The following is a 17,550-nucleotide window of genomic DNA, read 5'->3' on the forward strand; positions in this document are numbered from 1 at the left end:
CTGACTTGTGCACAGGCGGGTGGGACGCCGATTCGCGGCGACCTGCGGGAGCCACCCGCTGGGCGTCCGGGACGGGCTGGAGCCATCGGCGGATCAGGATCCGTGATGGCCGCGCCGGCGGAGACCGGCGGTGGGCCGCGCACACCGGCTGCGGGGCGCGGTGACGACTGACGTCACCGGCCCCCACCCACCTGCTCGCCCGCGTCCTGTCGGCCTCCGCGGGCACCGCGTCCCGTTACCCTCAGCTCAGGGGTGGGACGGAGCAGCGGATGGATCGGCGACAGGCGGGCGTGCACCGCCCGCGACGAGCGATCGTGGAGGCCGCCGGCTGCCGGTTCGGGGCCCACGGCCACGCCGGCACGTCGTGCTCGCGCGTGGTCGCGGCCGACGGCGAGGCGGCGCGATGACGGAGGCGTTGCCCGATGCGACGCTCCGCCCGGCGCGCGCCGACGACCTTTCGTTCCTCGAGGACATGCTGCTGGCGTCGATGGACTGGCGCGAGGACGGGTCGATGACGCGCGAGCGCATGCTCGCGACGCCGGAGCTCGCCCACTACGTGGCCGGCTGGCCGCGCGCGGGCGACGTGGGCGTGGTCGCCGAGGCGGCCGGGGAACCGGTCGGCGCCGCGTGGGCCCGCCTCTTCGCCGACGACGACCGCGGCTACGGCTTCGTCGCCGCCGACATCCCCGAGCTCGGCATGGCGCTCGTGCCGTCGGCGCGGGGCCGGGGCCTCGGGCGGCGGTTGCTCGTGGCGCTCGTCGCGGCGGTCCGCGCCTCCGGTGCCCCGGCCGTGAGCCTCAGCGTGGAGGACGGCAACGACCGCGCCCGCGCGCTCTACGAGTCGCTCGGCTTCGTGGCCGTGGGGCGCGAGGGCGGATCCGACGTGCTGCTGCTCCGCGGGTGACGCACGCCGCCCTCCGGCCCGCGGGATGCGGGACGGAGGGCGGCGGCGGTGCGGTGCGCCCGGTCAGGGGCGCGCTGGGCGGCCCGTCCGCGCGCGTCGGCGGCGCGCCTCGAGTGCGGACGCGGATCCGACGACCAGCAGCAGCGCCGCGAGGGCGAGCGTCGAGGCGGGCGAGGATCCGGTCCGCGGCAGCGCGCCGCGGAGGCTGCCGAGGCCGCTCGCGCCCGAGGTGCCGGCCGGGCTGGACCCGTCGGCGGAGAGGACGCCGGGGGAGGCCGCCCCGCCCGTGCCGGCCGGGGACGACGCGGATCCGCCGGACGATGACCCGCCGGGCGTCGTGCCGGTGCCACCCGGGTCCGCCGCCACCGCGGCCGTCGTGACCACGGCCGCGGACACGTCCGCGTCGAGCCCGGAGGCGTCGACAAGGTGCAGGCCGGTGACCGTGCGGGACGCGCCCGCGGTCACGTCCTCGGCGAGCACCGCGGATCCGCCGTCGGGCAGCGCGAACCGCGTGCCCGGCGCGATGTCGCCGGCCGCGAGCGGGGTGCCCGCGACGCTGCCGCCGTCGCTCGTGACGCGCGCCGTGCCGTCGGCGACCTCGACCCGGAGGCCCTGGATCCGGACGGCCAGTCGGCTGCCCGGGTACAGCGATACGTCGTCGAGGGCGGCGCTGCCGGACGCCGTGCTCGAGGTGAGGCGGACGCCGGTGGCGCGGATCTGGCCCGCGGCGCCGTCCCCGGCGGTGGTGCCGGCATCGGTCGCGGCGGCCGGCGCTGCGGTCGACGCGGCGGCGGCGTCGGACGCGGCCACCGCGCGCGGGGTGCCGAGCGTGTCCGGCGCGAGCGTGTCCGGCGCGAGCGCGGACGGCGAGGCAGCGGACGGCGAGGCCGCGGACGTGCCGGCCGGGCCCGCCTCGTCGGCCGGCCGCGCCACGGGCGTCGCCGCGACCGCGCTCGGCCCGGTCGCCCGGATCCCGTACGCCGACCATCCCGCAGGCGCGGAGTCCGGCACGATCGGGACGGGCGTCGGCGACGGATCCGGCGCGGGCGTCGTCGAGCCGCCCGCCGCCACGGTCACGACGCCCAGCCGCACCTCGGGGTGGCGGCCGGTGAGGTCGCGGTAGTGCAGCGCGGTGAGCGTCACCGTGCCGTCCGCGGCGACCGTCCGCTCGCCGAAGCGCACCTCGACGCGCGGGGTGCCCTGCTCGTCGACGCCCGTGTAGAGGTCGGTCGTGGTGTCGATCCACACGCCGTTCACGAACACCGCGTTCCCCGCGTCAGCGAAGGACACGGTCATGGCGCCGGCGGCGGAGACGGCCGCGTGCAGGCCGGCGACCCGGAGGGCGGGCCAGCGGTAGTCGGCGCGCGGATCCGTCGAGGCGCCCGGCACCTGACGGAACGCGCCCACGTCGACGGTCGCGGTGCCCGCGGCGTCGCCCGTGCCGAGGTCGACGGCGACGGCCGACGCGGTGTCGGGATCCGTCCCCGTGCCGGTCACGGCGTCGGCCGACGCGTGCGGCGCGGCGACGGTCGCGGCCGGCTGCGGCGCGACGAGCACCGTGCCGTCGGCCGCGGTGACCCCGACGCCGTACGCGCCCACGACCTGCCCGGCCGCGGGCGGCACGACGACCGTGCCGAGACGCACGTCCGGGTGCGCGCCCGTGAGGTCGCGGTAGTGCACGGCGGTGACCGTGACGGTGCCGTCGGCCGCCGTCTCGTGCTCGCCGAACGCGACGGTGACGCGGGGTGCGCCCTGCTCGTCGACGCCCGTGTAGAGGTCGGTCGTGGCGTCGATCCAGCGGCCGTCCACGAAGACCGCGCTGCCGGGATCCGCGAACTCGGTCGAGACGGCGCCCGCGGGCGTGATCGTGGCGGTGAGGCCGTAGACCCGGAACGCCGTCCAGCGGTACTCGGCCAGCGGGTCGGCGGGGGCGCCCGGCAGCTGCTCGAACGAGCCGACGCCGATCGTCGTGGTGCCGTCCGCGCCGGTCTCGACGCGCACGGATGCCGCGTGCTCGGCGGATCCGTCCGTCGCCTGCAGCGCGTCGGCCGTGGCCCGGCGGTCCAGGCCCTCGACGCGCGGCTGCCCGTCGATGACCCGCGTGCCGTCGGGGGCCGTCACGGTGACGCCGGTGGCGACGCGGCCGGACGCCGGGGCGGGCGCGGGATCGGGCCCCGGGGTCGGATCCGGCGCGGGCGTCGGATCCGGGTCGGGCGCGGGGGTGGGCGCCGGCGTCGGCGAGGCCGACGGCGTCGGGATCGGGGCGGCCGAGGCCGCGGCGCACGTCACGGATCCGGCGCGCACGCGCCAGATCTCCGAGGCGCCCGCCTCCGCCTCCACGTCGATGCCGACGGTGGTGGCGGATCCGTCGTCGCCCGCGGTCGTCGCGCCCACGATGACGCGGGTCGCGCCGTAGACCGACTCCGGCAGGTCGCGCGACCAGCCGGGCGTCGCGTTGGCGTCGGCCGTCACGTCCGCGCCGCCGACCGTGAGCCGGTCGAGGTGCGCGGCGGGCGCGCCGCCGGGCGTGCACGACACGGTGAGGCCGGAGAAGACGATCGCGGGCCGGTCGCGGAGCTGGAGCTGCCCGCTCGTGATGGCGCTCGTCGCGCCCGTCGGGCCGGCCGTCGCGGTGAGGCCGGTCGTCCGTGTCGTGTTCTCCTTCAGCACGTCGCCGGTGGATGCGGCGGTGCGCGCGACCGCGGCTCCCGCCGACCACTCGGCCAGCGGCGTCGGCGCCAGGAGCGTGTCGCCGTCGATGTCGACGATCTCCACGCCCGAGGCGTGCGCGAGCACGGCGTCGGACGCGTGCGCCGCCAGGGGCGCGAGGCCGCCGAGGGCGAGGAGCGCCGCGAGGGCGGCAGCGCCGGCCGCACCGATCGCACCGGTCGCGCCGAGGATGCCGAGGGGCGAGCGCGAGGTGGATCCGCGCATCGCCCGGCTCATCGTCCCGCCTCCGCGCCGAGGCCCTCGACGAACGCGCGACCCGCGGGCACGCCGGCCCCGGTCACGTCGTCCCAGCCGGGCGCGGAGCGCAGCCCCTGCCTCCCGGTGTCCCACAGGAAGAGCGTCTCGGGCCACAGCGCTCCCGCCGACGGCCCCGTCGGGGACCACGTGGCGGCGGAGGCGGGCTGCACGTCGCGCAGCGCGCCCGTGCCCATCAGCGCGTAGAGCCAGGGGCTCGCGAGCCCGAAGCGCCGGCCGGTGACGGCCTTGGAGATCGCGACCATGGAGGCGACCATCGGCGTCGCGAGGCTCGTGCCGCCGTGCGCCGCGTACTGCGTGCGGCCCTTGTGCGGTCCGTAGGTGATGAAGCTCGTGTTCGGGTCTCCCAGCGAGGCCACGTCCGGCAGCAGCCGCCCGGTGCCCGCGACGGCGAGCCGGTCGGCCTGCCAGGTCGGCCGCGCGTACTCGGCCGACTGGCCGCCGCCCGCGCCGAACGCGAAGCCCGGCGGGATCAGGGCGCCGTTGCGGGCGAAGCGCGTCTCGGTCTCCCAGCCCGCCTCGACGGCGATGGACCCGTCCTCGGCGAGCCCGGTGCTCGTCGCGCCGACCGCCGTGACGTACGGGCTCGAGGCGGGCGACGCCACCGTGGCGGTGCCGCCGTGGTCGCCGACGCCGCTGTAGTCGCCGTCGTTGCCGGTGGACGCGAAGACCGAGACGTCGCGCGCCGCCGCCTCCACGAGGACGCGGTTGAGGAGCTCGCGGTCGTCCGCGGTGTCGAGGCCCTCCATCGCGCCGAAGGACAGGCTGATCACGTCGGGTCCGTCCTCCGCCGCGTCGAGGATCCGCGTGTAGAGGCTCGTGCTCGTGCAGTCGTCGGCACCCCAGTAGGAGACGGCCGCGTCGGGCGCCATCGCGTGGACCGCCTGCACGTCGAGGTGCTGCTCGTCCGTCCACGCGGTGGGACCGCCGCAGATGCCCGTGCGCGGTGCGGCGGACGGGTGGTCGCGGTACTGGCCGGCCGTGAAGGCGGGCTCGCCGACCGCGCGGGAGTAGGTGTCGGTGTCGGCCGCGGTGTCGGGGTCGTCGTAGGCCGCGACGATCGCGATGGTGGCGCCTGCTCCGCGATCCTCCGCGGGCACGTCGTCGACGCGCCGCAGCTGGGCCGGGCCGTAGCCGCACAGCGAGTTCGAGCGGTGGGCCACGTCGACGGACGCGGGCCACGCGTCCGTGAGGCGCTGGCCCCACCAGGCGGCGCACGTGCCGTCGTCGGCGGAGGAGGCGGGGGATCCGCCGGTCGCCTGGCCGGGGATCGGCGCGGGGACGGGGTCGGCTGCCGCGGGCGCCGCCGCGGCGTCGGCGGCCCGTGCGGCGTCGGACTCGGCGTCCGACGGCATCAGCACGTCGCCCTGCACGGTGCCGGCGACGCCGCGCACGGCGTCGAGGGCGGCAGGCACGGCGAGCGTCCGCTCCGGGGCGACGACCTCGCGGCCGCCGATGCGGAACCGGGCGAACGTGGTGTCGAAGGCCCGGGACGCGCGCGCGAGCGACCCGGAGACGGGCAGTGCGGCGACCTCGCCGCGCTCCGCGCCCACGTCGAGGCCGCGATCCCGGAGCCAGGCGGCGACGGCGGGCGCGGCATCGGATCGCGCCGGGTCCAGCAGCACCGTGAACGATGCCGTCGTGTCCGCGGGGACATCGCCGAGACGGACGGCGGAGGCGGCATCGGGGAACGCGGGCGCCGACCCGTCGAGCGCGCGGAGGCCGGACGCGGCGCGCGCGGCGGTCGGGTCGGCGAGGGCGGAGGCGGATCCGGTGCCCGCCAGCGCGCTCGCGACGAGCGCCGCGACCGCCGCGAGGGCGACCACGCCCGTGCCGACGGCGACGGACCGGCCGCGCGCGGCCAGCGGAGCGCGGCGGACGAGGGCGCGGATCCGGCCTTCCGTCGGCGGGTGCTCGCCGGGCCCGCGGGCCTCGACGGGTGGGAGGGACGAGGGGCTCGAGGACATGCGGGATCCAGCTTCGACTTCGGGGGAGTGCGCGAGGGCGCGTGCGGAGGCTATCCCCCCATTGAGAAGCGTTCTCACCACCTGTGCACTGCGGCCCGGGTGACGCACGCCGCCCTCCGGCCCGCGGGGTGCGGGACGGAGGGCGGCGTGAGGCGGGGGTCAGGCGCAGTGGCTGTTCTTCACGTCCGGGATCGTGACCCAGGCGCCGTTCTGGCGGCACGGGGGGTAGCCGCTGAATATCGCGACCAGCACACCGATCAGCGCGTAGAAGAGACCGCACGAGAGCGCGTTGACGCCGGGGATCGCGCAGAAGAACGCCGCTCCCACTCCGGCCGCCCCGGCGACGATGATCTTGAGCGCCGTCGCGCTCAGGTAGATGTCCGACCAGTGCGTGACGTGGTGCCAGAAGGACTTCCAGCTGAGGTTGGCCGCCAGCGGGTCGGGGGTCGCGGTCAGCTTCCCGGTCGCGTCGACCCCCACCTCGATCGGCGTCGATGCGCGGGGGGAGGCCGTGGGATCCTGGATCTGCCGCACCTCGGCGGTGACCTCGCGGGTGATCTCCGCGCGGTCGGGGCGCGCCGAGGCGTCGGGGCCGCTCGTGCGGGCGGCGATGTCGGCGTCCACCAGGTCATCGACCGTGATCCTGCCCGACGCGATGTCCTGCGTGATCGTGCCGGCGCGGAACGACTCCGTGATCGCCGCGACGGAGTGGTGCTCGCTCGCCTGGGCGGAGGAGGCCGGGGTCAGGGTGGTCGCGGTCATGGCGACCGCCACGGCCGCAGCCATGACGACCATCCGCGCTCCGCGGGGCCACGACGGGAGCCGCCGACGACACGGGGGGCGCTCCGGGATGCTGGCGGGGATGTGGACGGGGGGCAGGGAGCGTGAGCTCGAGTCATGCATGGGTGATTCCATTCTGTTCGCGTGGGTGATGAGGGGGGTGGCTTGCCGGCATTCGACTGCGCCGGGTGGCGACGGGTCCGAGGGCCGTGAGGAGTAGCGGTATCGCGATGTTAGGTATTCGTCAGTCGACCGTCTGCCCGCCCTCCACAGGTCCGCCGTTCCCCCGTTCACCCCGCGGTCGGCGTCCCGTCGATCGGGGCCGGTAGCATCTCCCGATCCCGACGGGCGACGGACAGGAGCGAGATGAACCAGCGGCAGGCGGCGGTGTCCCGAGCACGGCGCGAGATCATGGAGGCGGCGGGCGCCCAGTTCGCGGCCCACGGCTACGAGGGCACGTCGTTCTCGCGGGTGGCCGAGGCGATGGGCAAGCCCAAGTCCGCCATTGGGTACCACCTCTTCGCGTCCAAGGAGAGCCTCGCGGGCGCGGTGGTCGAGGACCAGGAGGAGCGCTGGCTCCGCATCGAGGCGGCGCTCGACCGGCCGGGCGCGCTGCACGAGCTCATCGTCTTCCTCCTCACGGGCGCCAGCACCGTCGAGGTCTGCCCCGTCGCCGCGGGTGCCATCCGGTTGCTGCAGGACATGCCCCGGCTCGGCCTCGCGGTCGAGCGCCGCTTCGACGTGTGGAGGTTCACCCGGCAGCACCTGGAGGCGGAGCTCGCGGTCCGGGGCATCCGCGCCGACGACCTCGACGCCGTCGTCGACATCCTGCTCAGCGCCACCTTCGGCGTGCTCTCCTACCGCTCGCCGCGGCTGGTCGAGTGGGACTCCGCGGAGCGCCTGCGGAGCCTCTGGATCCCGATCCTCGTCGGCCTCGGGATCGACGACGCGGACGCCGTCGTGCGCGCCGCAAGGCCGCTCGACCCGGGGCTCGTGGAGGAGGGGGGCCCGGACGCGTCCGAGGCGCACATCGGCTCGGCGGGCGGCGCGAAGCCCGCCGCCGCGGGTGAGGACGAGGACGAGGACCGCGCCCGCGCCTGACGCGCCCCGCGCACGACGACGCCGGCCGGACCCTCGCGGATCCGGCCGGCGTCGTCGTGCCACGTGCGGCGCTACTCCACGCGACCCGCGTAGCGGTAGCGGAAGCCGGCGCCGTCGGTGACCACCACGTCGTAGTAGCCCCACTCGTCCACCGGCCAGTTCACCGTCGTGCTGCGTCCGGGCTTCACGGTCTCGTGGCGCTCGCGCGTGATGAAGTCGTTGGCCGTGAGCGTGTAGTGCACCGAGGGCGTGCCGTCGTTCGCGAGCGTGAGCCGCAGAACGCCCTTGCCGCCGGCGATCGTCTCGGCCGTGACCCGCGGGACGGGCACGTCGCTCGTCCCCGCCGCGATCACGGTGCCCGCGAAGCGGCGGAGGAACCGGTCGGGACCGTAGACGCTGAAGTCGTACGCCCCCGCGTGCGCCGAGCTCTCCCACGTGTAGGCGGCCGTCCCGCGCGGCGCCACGGTGAAGGGCGTCGACGCGAACGGCAGCGCGATGTTGGGGAACACCTGGTGCGAGACGCCCTGCCGGCCGGCGTTCCGCATGGTCAGCGTGACCCGGCCGCTCGCGCGGTCCACCGCCACGTCCGCGTCCTGCCGGTAGGGGAGCGGGCGGTGGCGCATGGTGCCTGCCTCCTGCGCGGGCATCCGCTGGGCGCCCACGGCGGGCTCCCGCACGGGCGGCTTCGCCATGTCGGCGTCGGCGGCCGCGACGAGCGCCTGGGTCGCGCTCATCGGCAGGACCTGGTCGGCGGTGGGGATCGAGAAGTCGGGGTGCGCGAAGTCGAAGCACGAGGTGAGGTCGCCGGAGATCGTGCGGCGCCAGTCGGAGATGTTGGGCTCGTGCACGCCGGTCCACGTCTCGAGGAACCGGATCACCGAGGTGTGGTCGAACACCTGCGAGTCGACCCAGCCGCCCCGGCTCCAGGGGGAGACGACCGTGAGCGGCACGCGCGTGCCGTAGCCGATCGGCAGCCCGCCCACGTACTCGTCCGGCGTGCCGGGCTCGGCGAGCGGCGGCAGCTGGTGGTCGAAGTAGCCGTCGTTCTCGTCGTAGTTCAGCAGCAGGACCGTGCTGGCCCACGTGTCCGGGTTGCTCATGAGCGCCTGGATCACGGCGTTCGTGTAGTGCGCGCCGTAGTCCGGGCTGGCCTTGGGGTGCTCGCTCCACCCGTAGGGCGCCACGACGTACGAGACGGCCGGCAGCGTGTTCGCCGCGGCGTCCTTCCCGAACTCCTCGAGCAGGTGCGTGACGTCGAGGCCCTTGCCCGAGTCCGGCTTCCACCCGTCGTGGAGGCCGCCGTCGAGCGCGAGCTGACGCGTCTGGGGATCCGAGGAGGCGAGCGCCTCGTGGTACTGGTGGAACAGCCACAGCGGGTTGTCGCCGTAGTCGCCGACGTAGGGGTGCGTGCCGTCGTCGCCGACCTCGTCGTTCGCGTAGGTCTTCCACGTGACCCCGGCCTCCCGGAGGCGCTCGGGGTACGTCTTCCAGGCGAAGACGGGCGCGTAGTCGTCGGGGTTGTCGATGGCGGGGCCGCCGGCCTTCCCGCGCGGGTCGATCGTGCCCGTCCACTGGAAGAGGCGGTTCGGGGTCGTCGGGCCGATGAGGGAGCAGTGGTAGTGGTCCGCGATGGTGAACGCGGAGGCGAGGGCGTGGTGGAACGGGAGGTCGTCCTGCGTGAAGTAGCCCATGGTCTGCTCGCTCTTCGCGACGACCCAGTTGTCCCAGGCGCCCTTGTTCCAGGCCTGGTGCCCGCCCTTCCAGGAGTGGTCGAGGCCGCCGGCGCCCTGCGCGTTGAAGCGGGACGAGTCGAGCGGGAAGGGGAGCATCCGGCCGCCGTCGGGACGGCTCGCGTCGGGCTGCGCGAACACCGTGCCGCCGCCGGGGAGCTCGACGGCCTGCTTGTCGCTGAAGCCGCGGACACCGGGGAAGGTGCCGTAGTAGTGGTCGAAGGAGCGGTTCTCCTGCATGAGGATCACGACGTGCTCGACGTCCTTGATCGAGCGGGTGAGGTTCCGGCGTGCCGCGGCGGTCGCGGCGCTGGCGCTCGCGGTGCCCGTCGCGGATCCGGCGGCGACGCCGGCCATGATCGCGGCCGCGCCGCCCATCAGGACCGTGCGGCGGCTGACGCCGGGGCGGACGGCGCCGCGGTACTGGCGGGAGGGGTCGAGCGGGGGCGCGGCGTCGACGCCGGCCGCGAGGTCGACGTCCGGGGCGTGCTCTTCGGGCTTGGAGGTGCTCACGGTGGCTGTCCTTCTTCCTGTCGTGCCTGGCGTCGCGCGCAGGCGGGGACCCGGCGCTCGGGGAGGGCCCGGGCGCGGCGGGGGATGCGGGTTCGATGGAGCGGGGCGGTGCGGATCCCGGGCGTCGGGGACGGGGATGCCGCCCGGGCGCCGGCACGACCGGGGATGACGTCCGGGTGCGGATCGCGCGGGGACGACGCCGTGCCAGGCGCGAGTATTCGGCTGCCGTCGGAACAGCGCGTCACCTGGCGTGACGCGGGTGGGAACGATCCCTGAACAGGCAGGGGCGTCGCCCGCGCTCCCCGGAGCGCGGGCGACGCGGCTACTCGACGCGGCCGGCGAAGCGGTGGCGGAACCCGCCCGGCGCCTCGACGATCACGTCGTAGTAGCCCCACCGGTCGAGCGGCCACGTCACGGTCGTGCGCCGGCCGGGCTTCACGGTCTCGTGCCGCACCCGCTCGATGAAGTCGTTCGACGTCATCGTGTAGTCCACCGAGGGCGAGCCCTCGTTGCCGAGGGTCAGCCGCAGGTGCGGCTTCCCGTCCGCGACGGCCTCGGCCGTGACCACGGGCACGGGCACGTCGCCGGTCGTCGCCGGGATCACGGTGCCGGCGAAGCGGCGGAGGAACCGGTCGGGCCCGTAGACGCTGAAGTCGTACGCGCCCGCGTGCGCCGTGCTGTCCCACGCGTACGTCGCCGATCCGCCCGGCGCCAGGGTGAACGGGGTGCTGGCGAACGGCAGGGCGATGTTCGGGAACACCTGGTGCGACACCCCCTGCGACCCCGGGTTGCGCATCGTCAGGGTGACCGCCCCGGTGCCGCGGTCGACCGTCACGTCGGCGTCCTGGCGGTAGCCGAGCGGGCGGCGGCGCATGGTGCCCGGATCCTGGGACGGCATCACCTGCGCGCCCGCGGCCGGCTCCTGCACGGGCGGCTTCGCGAGATCCGCGTCCGCCGCCGCGAGGAGCATGCGGGTCTCGCTGAGCGGCAGGACCTGGTCGGCGGTGGGGATCGAGAAGTCGGGGTGCGCGAAGTCGAAGCACGAGGTGAGGTCGCCGGAGATCGTGCGGCGCCAGTCGGAGATGTTGGGCTCGTGCACGCCGGTCCACGTCTCGAGGAACCGGATGATCGAGGTGTGGTCGAACACCTCGGAGTCGACCCAGCCGCCCCGGCTCCAGGGGGAGACGACCGTGAGCGGCACGCGCGTGCCGTAGCCGATCGGCAGCCCGCCCACGTACTCGTCCGGCGTGCCGGGCTCGGCGAGCGGCGGCAGCTGGTGGTCGAAGTAGCCGTCGTTCTCGTCGTAGTTCAGCAGCAGGACCGTGCTGGCCCACGTGTCCGGGTTGCTCATGAGCGCCTGGATCACGGCGTTCGTGTAGTGCGCGCCGTAGTCGGGGCTCGCCTCGGGGTGCTCGCTCCAGCCGTAGGGCGACACCACGTACGAGACCTGGGGCAGCGTGTTCGCGGCCGCGTCGGCACCGAACTGCTGCAGGAGGTAGGACACGTCGAGGCCCCGGCCCGAGTCCGGCTTCCAGCCGTCGTGCAGGCCGCCGTCGATGGCGAGCTGGCGCACCGCGGGATCCGAGGAGGCGAACGCGTCGTGGTACTGCTGGAACTGCCACAGCGGGTTGCAGCCGTAGTCGCCGACGTAGGGCGCCGCGTCCGGGTCGCCCACCTCGTCGTTCGCGTAGGTCCGCCAGGTGATGCCCGCCTGGGTGAGGCGCTCCTGGTAGGTGGTCCAGCGGAAGACCGGCTCGTACGGCTCCGGGTTGCTGATGATCGGGCCGCCCGCCTTCCCCTCCGGGTCGATCGTGCCGGTCCACTGGTAGAGCCGGTTCGGGGTCGTCGGGCCGATGAGGGAGCAGTGGTAGTGGTCCGCGATGGTGAACGCGGAGGCGAGGGCGTGGTGGAAGGGCACGTCGTCCTTCGTGAAGTACCCCATCGTCTGCTGCGTCTTGGCGACGACCCAGTTGTCCCACGCCCCCTTGTTCCAGGCCGCGTGCCCGCCCTTCCACGAGTGGTTGAGGCTGCCGGCGCCCTGCGCGTTGTGGTTCGCGGAGTCGAGGGGGAACGGGAGCAGGTGGCCGCCGTCCGTGCGGGTGGCGTCGGGCTGGGCGAAGACCGATCCCCCTCCGGGGTACTCGACGGCCTGCTTGTCGCTGAAGCCGCGGACGCCGGGGAAGGTGCCGTAGTAGTGGTCGAAGGAGCGGTTCTCCTGCATGAGGATCACGACGTGCTCGACGTCCGTGATCGAGCGGGTGAGGTTCCGGCGTGCCGCGGCGGTCGCGGCGCTGGCGCTCGCGGTGCCTGTCGCGGATCCGGCGGCGACGCCGGCCATGATCGCGGCGGCTCCGCTCATCAGGAGGGTCCGGCGGCTCACGCCGGGGCGGATCCCGCCGCGGTACGGGTGCGAGGGATCCAGGGGCGGGGCGGCGTCGATGTCGGCGCTCCCGGTGCGGTCGTCGGGGCGCGGGTCGAGGGGGGAGGTGGTCACGGGCGATGTCCTTCTTCCAAGCGCGGTCGCGCGACGGCGGGCGCGCGGACGGGATCACGGTGCGGGCGACGCGTCGCGGGCACGTGACGGGGAGGGATGCTGCGGAGAGGGCGGTGCGGGGAAGCGGCGCGGAGGGGCGCCCGATGCGGATCGCGCCCGGGTCGTCGACGACGCCGACAGCGGCGAGACGTCGCGGTCGACGACGAGACGTCGCTGTCGTCGGCGAGTATGCGCGCCCAGGGGGAACGGCGCGTCACCTCCGGTGATCGCCCGCCGAACACCCCCTGAACGGGGGGGGTGGGCCGCCGGGTGGCCCTCTTCGTCAGGCCGGCCAAACCGGCCGGAACTGGATGCTGATGCGCGGTCCCACGGCCTTCTGGGTCTTGAGGATGGCGTGCTCGTGCGTGCGCTGCGCGCTGCCGCCCATGACGACGAGGTCGCCGTGGCCGAGCGGGAACCGCCGCACGTCGCCGCCGCCCTTCGGCCGCAGCGACAGCGTGCGCGCCGCACCCACCGAGACGATGGCGACCATGGTGTCGCGGTCGATGGCGCGCCCCACGCGGTCGCCGTGCCACGCGACGCTGTCGTCGCCGGTGCGGTAGAAGCACAGACCCGCGGTCTCGAGCACCTGACCGGGCGGGCGACCGTAGTGGTCGTTGAGCGCGTCGCGCGCCTCGACGAGCACGGGTGCGGGCAGGGTCGCGCGCGGGCCGAACCACGAGAGCAGGCGCGGCACCTCGACGACGCGGCCGTGCATCAGCCGCGTGTCGGCCGTCCACTCGACGTCCTCCACGAGGCGCTCGAACAGCGCGTCCGAGTCGCTGACCCAGCCGGGCCGGATGTCGAGCCAGGCGCCCTGCCCCAGGTCGAGCCGCTCGACCTCCGCGCCGAGCCCACCGAGGCCCGGCTCCGCCTGGAGGTCGTCGAAGAGGGAGGCCTGGAATGCGATGCTCATGGCGCGAGCATAGCCCGGATGTTCGAACGCATGTTCGAACGGCGGCGAGCCGTGGAGAGCCCGATCAGGCGGCCCGCTCGGGGACGCGCGGTGCCTGGCCCGGCGGTCAGCGGCGTCCGCCCGCAGATCAGCGCGGCGATCATGACGACCCGGATCACGACCGTCCCGCATCGCCGGGGTCGCGACGATGCGGGACCCGCTCGCGGCCGGCGCCGCGGCCTAGGCTGGGTGGATGCATGGTGAGTACAAGGTCCCCGGCGGCAAGCTCGTCGTGGTCGACCTGGACGTGACCGACGGCCGCATCTCCGACTTCCGCCTCGCGGGCGACTTCTTCCTCGAGCCGGACGACGCGCTCGAGGCCATCGACGGCGCCGTCAACGGGCTCCCGGAGGACAGCGACGCCGCCGCGATCGCCGCCGCCATCCGCCGCGCGCTCCCGCCGGAGGCCACGCTCCTCGGGTTCTCGCCCGAGGCCGTCGCCGTCGCGATCCGCCGCTCGCTGGCCCGCGCCACGAACTGGGGCGACTACGAGTGGGAGGTCATCCACGACCGCGCCTACCGGCCCGTCGAGCAGATGGCGCTGGACCAGGTGCTCGCCGAGGAGGTCGGCGCCGGCCGCCGCAACCCCACCCTGCGCATCTGGGAGTGGGAGCAGCCGGCCGTCGTCATCGGCAGCTTCCAGTCGCTGCGCAACGAGGTCGACGCGGAGCAGGCGGCGGCCCACGGCTTCGACGTCGTGCGTCGCGTCTCCGGCGGCGGGGCGATGTACATGGAGGCGGGCGCGGTCATCACCTACTCGATCTACGCCCCCGTCGACCTCGTGCAGGGCATGACGTTCGCGGACTCCTACGCCTACCTCGACGAGTGGGTCATCACCGCGCTCCGCTCGCTCGGCATCGACGCCTCGTACCAGCCGCTCAACGACATCACGAGCCCCACCGGCAAGATCGGCGGGGCCGCGCAGAAGCGCCTGGGTGCGGGAGCCGTGCTGCACCACGTCACCATGAGCTACGACATGGACGGCGAGAAGATGGTGCAGGTGCTCCGCATCGGCCGCGAGAAGATCAGCGACAAGGGCATCACGAGCGCCGCCAAGCGCGTCGATCCGCTCCGCAGCCAGACGGGCATGAGCCGCGCTGACATCATCGACCGGATGAAGGACACGTTCACGGGCCTCTACGGCGGCAAGCCGGGGCGCGTGACGCCGGAGGAGTGGGCGAAGACGCGCCAGCTGGTGCAGGACAAGTTCTCGACCCCGGAGTGGCTCACGCGCGTCCCCTGAACGGGGGACTGTCCGCCTGGCGAAGCCCGGATGTCCGCTCCGTGTCGGATCTGTCCGCCCGGCGACGGGCGCAGCTCCCGCCCGGATCCGCCCGCCTAGAGTCACCTCGTCGTCCTTCCGGCCCCGCGGAGCCGAGCGGCGACTGCGGTCCGATCGAACCTCCCCGGAGGCTCCGCTCGCGGCCGCGGGCGACGGGGAGACCCGTCGGGGGGAGCGGACTCGCGAGGCGCATGCGTGCGCCTCGCGAGCGAACCCGCTCAGCCCCGCTCGAGCAGCTCCCGGTAGTCGGGATGCTCGTCGATCCACTCCGCGACGAACGGGCACGCCGCCACGACCGTGCGGGTTCCGCCGCGCACGTCGTCGAGCGCCGCCCGCACCAGCTCGCCGCCGAGGCCGCCGCGCCGCTTCGCGGGGTCGACCTCCGTGTGGGTGAAGACGATGCGATCGCCCTGGATCAGGTAGTCCGCGAAGCCCGCGCGCTCGCCGTCGAGCCACAGCGTGTAGCGCGAGCCGTCGGGGTCGTGGGTCACGTCGACGCTCATCCCGCCAGCCTATGCGCGGATGCGCGCCCCTCCACGGGAGGGGCGCGCATCGCGGGGTGCCGGGATCAGTGGCAGTAGCTCTCCCGGTCGCCGGTGTAGAACCGGAACGTGCCGTTGTTCGGGCACGGCGGGTGGTGCTTGACCCACTCGACCACGGCTGCGGTCGCGGCGCCGCCGATCGCGCAGAGGAGCCAGCCGACCTCCGGGATCCGGCAGAAGTTCGCCGTGGCGGCGCTGCCCGTGAACGCGACGAGGATCGGCCACGCGCTCGCGGGGACGTCGACCCAGAGGCCGCCGTGCCAGTTCCAGCCCCACGACCTCGCGCTCGCGCCGATCTGGTGCGGGTCCTTCACGTCGGGTCCCGAAGGCGCGGAGGTGGTCGAGGTGCCGGAGGCGGACGCCGTGTCCGCGTTCGTCGACGCGGCGGCAGCGGCCTCCGCGTGCACGGCGGTGGCGACGCTGGCAGGGTGCTCGGCGGCATCCGCCGGGATGGAGTGGCCGATCACCGTGGTGAGCGCCGCGGTGATGGCGATGGCGAGGACGGCGAGCTGCTGGCGTGCGCTGCGGCGCGGCCGCTCGTCCGTCCTCCGTGGAGATGCTGCGGCGATGAAGCGGGGCATTGATGTCTCCTCGATGGTGGTGATGGTGGGGGTGCTGCTGGTGACGTCGGGCGTCACGGCGTCGAGGATGCAGCATCGAGCGCGGCCTCGGGAGATCTCGTCAGACGAGCGTCTGGTTAACGCCCGGTATCCTCCGCGTGGAGGACACGGCACCGTCCCGAGCGGGGACCGGCCGCGGCATCCGGGGCGCGCACGGGGACGGGAGGTATCCTGACGAGGCCCGGGTCCCGGGCATCGCCTATCCCCCGGAGCACCACGTGACCGCCGACATCCGCCGCCGCAGCATCCTCGCCGCCGCGCTCGCGGTCCCCGTGACCGCCGCCCTCGCCGCCTGCACCCGCCAGGAGCCGGCACCGCGCGCGACCCTCGGCGCCGGCGCCGACGGGCAGCCCGCGTCCGGGTCCTCGCCCGCCGTCTCCTCCGTCGAGCCCGCGACCCTCTCGGTGTCGGGCGGCGAGACCGTCACGCTCACGGGCGCCGGCCTCTCCGGTGCCACCGCGGTCATGTTCGCGGGCACCGCGGGCACCGACCTGCAGGTCGCGGGCGACGGGTCCGTCACGGTCGTGGCGCCCCGCTCCACCGACTACGAGGACCGCTCCGCCGACATCCAGGTCATGGCCGGCGACGCTCCGCTCACCGCCGCGACCGCCGCCTACGCGGCCCAGACGCCGGTCGACAAGCAGCTCCAGTACGCGCTCGCCCACTGGGACGCCTACAACCTGCAGGAGTACGGGAACTTCAACCCCTCCGGCGGCGACTGCGTCAACTTCGTGAGCCAGACCCTCATCCAGCGCGGCTGGCAGATGACGAACGAGTGGCACAACCGCGGCGGCGGATCCGACTGGACCTACGCGTGGATCCACGTGCCCACGTTCGACAAGTGGCTCGCGGCGAACGCGTCCACGCTCGGCGTGACGCGCCTCGAGCTCGCCGACCGCGACCAGCTGAAGGTCGGCGACATCGTCATCTTCGACTGGAACCGCAACTCCTCGCCCGACCACACGCAGATCGTCTCGGCCATCGAGCCGAAGGACGGCGGCAACGTCGTGAAGATGGTGGGCCACAACCTCGACAACGACTACCGCGACCTCGACGCGACCATCACCACGGAGCACCCGGGCGCCGAGGTCCACTTCTGGAGCGTGGCCTAGCCCACGTCGCCGACGCCCCGGCCGCCCCGCAGGAGCCGGTCCGCGAGGAGCACGAGGAGCACGCCGGCCGCGTAGGCCGCGAGGTCGACCGGATCGAACCCCGTGCCGATCAGCAGGCGGCACAGCGGCACGTGCAGGGCCCAGATCGCGGGCCAGCCGGTGATCTGGAGCAGCTCGACCCCCGTGCACCAGACGAGCACGGCGGCCCCGTGGACGACCGAGTCGACCCTGGGCATCACCGCGATGAGCGCGAGGTGGATCGCAGCGGCGTAGAGCACGTCCGGCCACAGCCCGCGGCCGTCGGAGTGCGTGACGGCCATGCCGGCGATGACCACGGCGAGCAGCGCGGTGAGCGACACGATCCGGCGCCTGGCGAGACCGTCGGGGAGGCGCACCTGCCGGTCGACGACCGGCGCGGCGCCCGCGGGACCGTCGGCGGGGTGCATCGACGGCTCGTCCCAGACGAACGCGTCCACATCCCCGGAATGGCGCATGCCCCCAGCGTAAGCACCTCGGATGCGAACGC

The 17,550-nt window shown here is 74.7% G+C and carries 13 protein-coding genes; 4 read left to right on the plus strand and 9 right to left on the minus strand.

What is annotated here, in order from left to right:
* Positions 1 to 403: 403 nt before the first annotated feature.
* Positions 404 to 904 carry a GNAT family N-acetyltransferase gene (locus tag ITJ40_RS02130; protein ID WP_194665535.1) on the plus strand — a complete coding sequence of 167 codons (501 nt, stop codon included), beginning with the start codon at positions 404 to 406 and terminating at the stop codon, positions 902 to 904.
* Positions 905 to 967: 63 nt separating this feature from the next.
* Here ITJ40_RS02130 and ITJ40_RS02135 read toward each other — a convergent pair whose 3' ends face one another.
* The 3 genes from ITJ40_RS02135 to ITJ40_RS02145 form a co-directional block, all read right to left on the minus strand.
* Positions 968 to 3,838 (minus strand): hypothetical protein, encoded by a 2,871-nt coding sequence (locus tag ITJ40_RS02135; RefSeq protein WP_228511735.1) that lies wholly within the window; start codon positions 3,836 to 3,838, stop codon positions 968 to 970.
* Between the two features lie 8 nt (positions 3,839 to 3,846).
* A complete protein-coding gene (locus ITJ40_RS02140) occupies positions 3,847 to 5,856 on the minus strand; it encodes a S8 family serine peptidase (protein ID WP_228511737.1) in 2,010 nt (669 codons plus the stop codon).
* A 159-nt stretch (positions 5,857 to 6,015) separates the two neighbouring features.
* On the minus strand, positions 6,016 to 6,642 hold the full coding sequence (locus ITJ40_RS02145; protein WP_194665537.1) for a hypothetical protein: 627 nt from the start codon (positions 6,640 to 6,642) through the stop codon (positions 6,016 to 6,018).
* A gap of 360 nt (positions 6,643 to 7,002) precedes the next feature.
* Here ITJ40_RS02145 and ITJ40_RS02150 point away from each other — a divergent pair, with 360 nt between their 5' ends.
* Positions 7,003 to 7,737 (plus strand): helix-turn-helix domain-containing protein, encoded by a 735-nt coding sequence (locus ITJ40_RS02150; protein ID WP_194665538.1) that lies wholly within the window; start codon positions 7,003 to 7,005, stop codon positions 7,735 to 7,737.
* Positions 7,738 to 7,808: 71 nt separating this feature from the next.
* On the opposite strand, the gene ITJ40_RS02155 is transcribed toward ITJ40_RS02150, so the two are convergent.
* From ITJ40_RS02155 to ITJ40_RS02165, 3 genes are all read right to left on the minus strand, one after another.
* Positions 7,809 to 9,980: a phosphocholine-specific phospholipase C gene (locus ITJ40_RS02155; RefSeq protein ID WP_194665539.1), complete on the minus strand. Its 2,172-nt coding sequence runs from the start codon at positions 9,978 to 9,980 to the stop codon at positions 7,809 to 7,811.
* 322 nt (positions 9,981 to 10,302) lie between these two features.
* Entirely contained in the window at positions 10,303 to 12,474 is a 2,172-nt protein-coding gene (locus tag ITJ40_RS02160) for a phosphocholine-specific phospholipase C (protein ID WP_194665540.1), read from the minus strand.
* 322 nt (positions 12,475 to 12,796) lie between these two features.
* On the minus strand, positions 12,797 to 13,429 hold the full coding sequence (locus tag ITJ40_RS02165) for an alpha-ketoglutarate-dependent dioxygenase AlkB (protein ID WP_194665541.1): 633 nt from the start codon (positions 13,427 to 13,429) through the stop codon (positions 12,797 to 12,799).
* A 232-nt stretch (positions 13,430 to 13,661) separates the two neighbouring features.
* Between ITJ40_RS02165 and ITJ40_RS02170 the strand changes: the two genes are divergently transcribed.
* The gene (locus tag ITJ40_RS02170; protein ID WP_194665542.1) at positions 13,662 to 14,711 is read left to right on the plus strand and encodes a biotin/lipoate A/B protein ligase family protein; all 1,050 of its coding nucleotides are present in this window, start codon (positions 13,662 to 13,664) and stop codon (positions 14,709 to 14,711) included.
* Between the two features lie 257 nt (positions 14,712 to 14,968).
* Here the strand turns inward: ITJ40_RS02170 and ITJ40_RS02175 are convergent, their stop codons facing one another.
* Both ITJ40_RS02175 and ITJ40_RS02180 read right to left on the minus strand, forming a co-directional pair.
* Positions 14,969 to 15,253, minus strand: a complete 285-nt coding sequence (locus tag ITJ40_RS02175) for a GNAT family N-acetyltransferase (RefSeq protein ID WP_119401254.1) — start codon at positions 15,251 to 15,253, stop codon at positions 14,969 to 14,971.
* A gap of 65 nt (positions 15,254 to 15,318) precedes the next feature.
* Entirely contained in the window at positions 15,319 to 15,930 is a 612-nt protein-coding gene (locus ITJ40_RS02180) for a hypothetical protein (protein ID WP_194665543.1), read from the minus strand.
* Between the two features lie 200 nt (positions 15,931 to 16,130).
* Between ITJ40_RS02180 and ITJ40_RS17360 the strand changes: the two genes are divergently transcribed.
* Positions 16,131 to 17,024: an amidase domain-containing protein gene (locus tag ITJ40_RS17360; RefSeq protein ID WP_194665544.1), complete on the plus strand. Its 894-nt coding sequence runs from the start codon at positions 16,131 to 16,133 to the stop codon at positions 17,022 to 17,024.
* Here ITJ40_RS17360 and ITJ40_RS02190 read toward each other — a convergent pair.
* A complete protein-coding gene (locus tag ITJ40_RS02190; RefSeq protein ID WP_228511739.1) occupies positions 17,021 to 17,518 on the minus strand; it encodes a DUF2809 domain-containing protein in 498 nt (165 codons plus the stop codon). The genes ITJ40_RS17360 and ITJ40_RS02190 overlap by 4 nt on opposite strands.
* Between the last annotated feature and the right edge of the window lie 32 nt (positions 17,519 to 17,550).

Origin of the sequence: Clavibacter sp. VKM Ac-2872 (assembly GCF_015351105.1) — a bacterium.
Taxonomy (GTDB): domain Bacteria; phylum Actinomycetota; class Actinomycetes; order Actinomycetales; family Microbacteriaceae; genus Clavibacter.

What these genes read in the sequence shown, in the direction of transcription:
- ITJ40_RS02150 (WP_194665538.1), top strand. Translation starts at nt 7,003, where the DNA reads ATGAACCAGCGGCAGGCGGCGGTGTCCCGAGCACGGCGCGAGATCATG.
- ITJ40_RS02190 (WP_228511739.1), bottom strand. Translation starts at nt 17,518, where the DNA reads ATGCGCCATTCCGGGGATGTGGACGCGTTCGTCTGGGACGAGCCGTCG.
- ITJ40_RS02135 (WP_228511735.1), bottom strand. Translation starts at nt 3,838, where the DNA reads ATGCGCGGATCCACCTCGCGCTCGCCCCTCGGCATCCTCGGCGCGACC.
- ITJ40_RS02175 (WP_119401254.1), bottom strand. Translation starts at nt 15,253, where the DNA reads ATGAGCGTCGACGTGACCCACGACCCCGACGGCTCGCGCTACACGCTG.
- ITJ40_RS02145 (WP_194665537.1), bottom strand. Translation starts at nt 6,642, where the DNA reads ATGGCTGCGGCCGTGGCGGTCGCCATGACCGCGACCACCCTGACCCCG.
- ITJ40_RS02140 (WP_228511737.1), bottom strand. Translation starts at nt 5,856, where the DNA reads ATGTCCTCGAGCCCCTCGTCCCTCCCACCCGTCGAGGCCCGCGGGCCC.
- ITJ40_RS02130 (WP_194665535.1), top strand. Translation starts at nt 404, where the DNA reads ATGACGGAGGCGTTGCCCGATGCGACGCTCCGCCCGGCGCGCGCCGAC.
- ITJ40_RS02165 (WP_194665541.1), bottom strand. Translation starts at nt 13,429, where the DNA reads ATGAGCATCGCATTCCAGGCCTCCCTCTTCGACGACCTCCAGGCGGAG.
- ITJ40_RS02170 (WP_194665542.1), top strand. Translation starts at nt 13,662, where the DNA reads ATGCATGGTGAGTACAAGGTCCCCGGCGGCAAGCTCGTCGTGGTCGAC.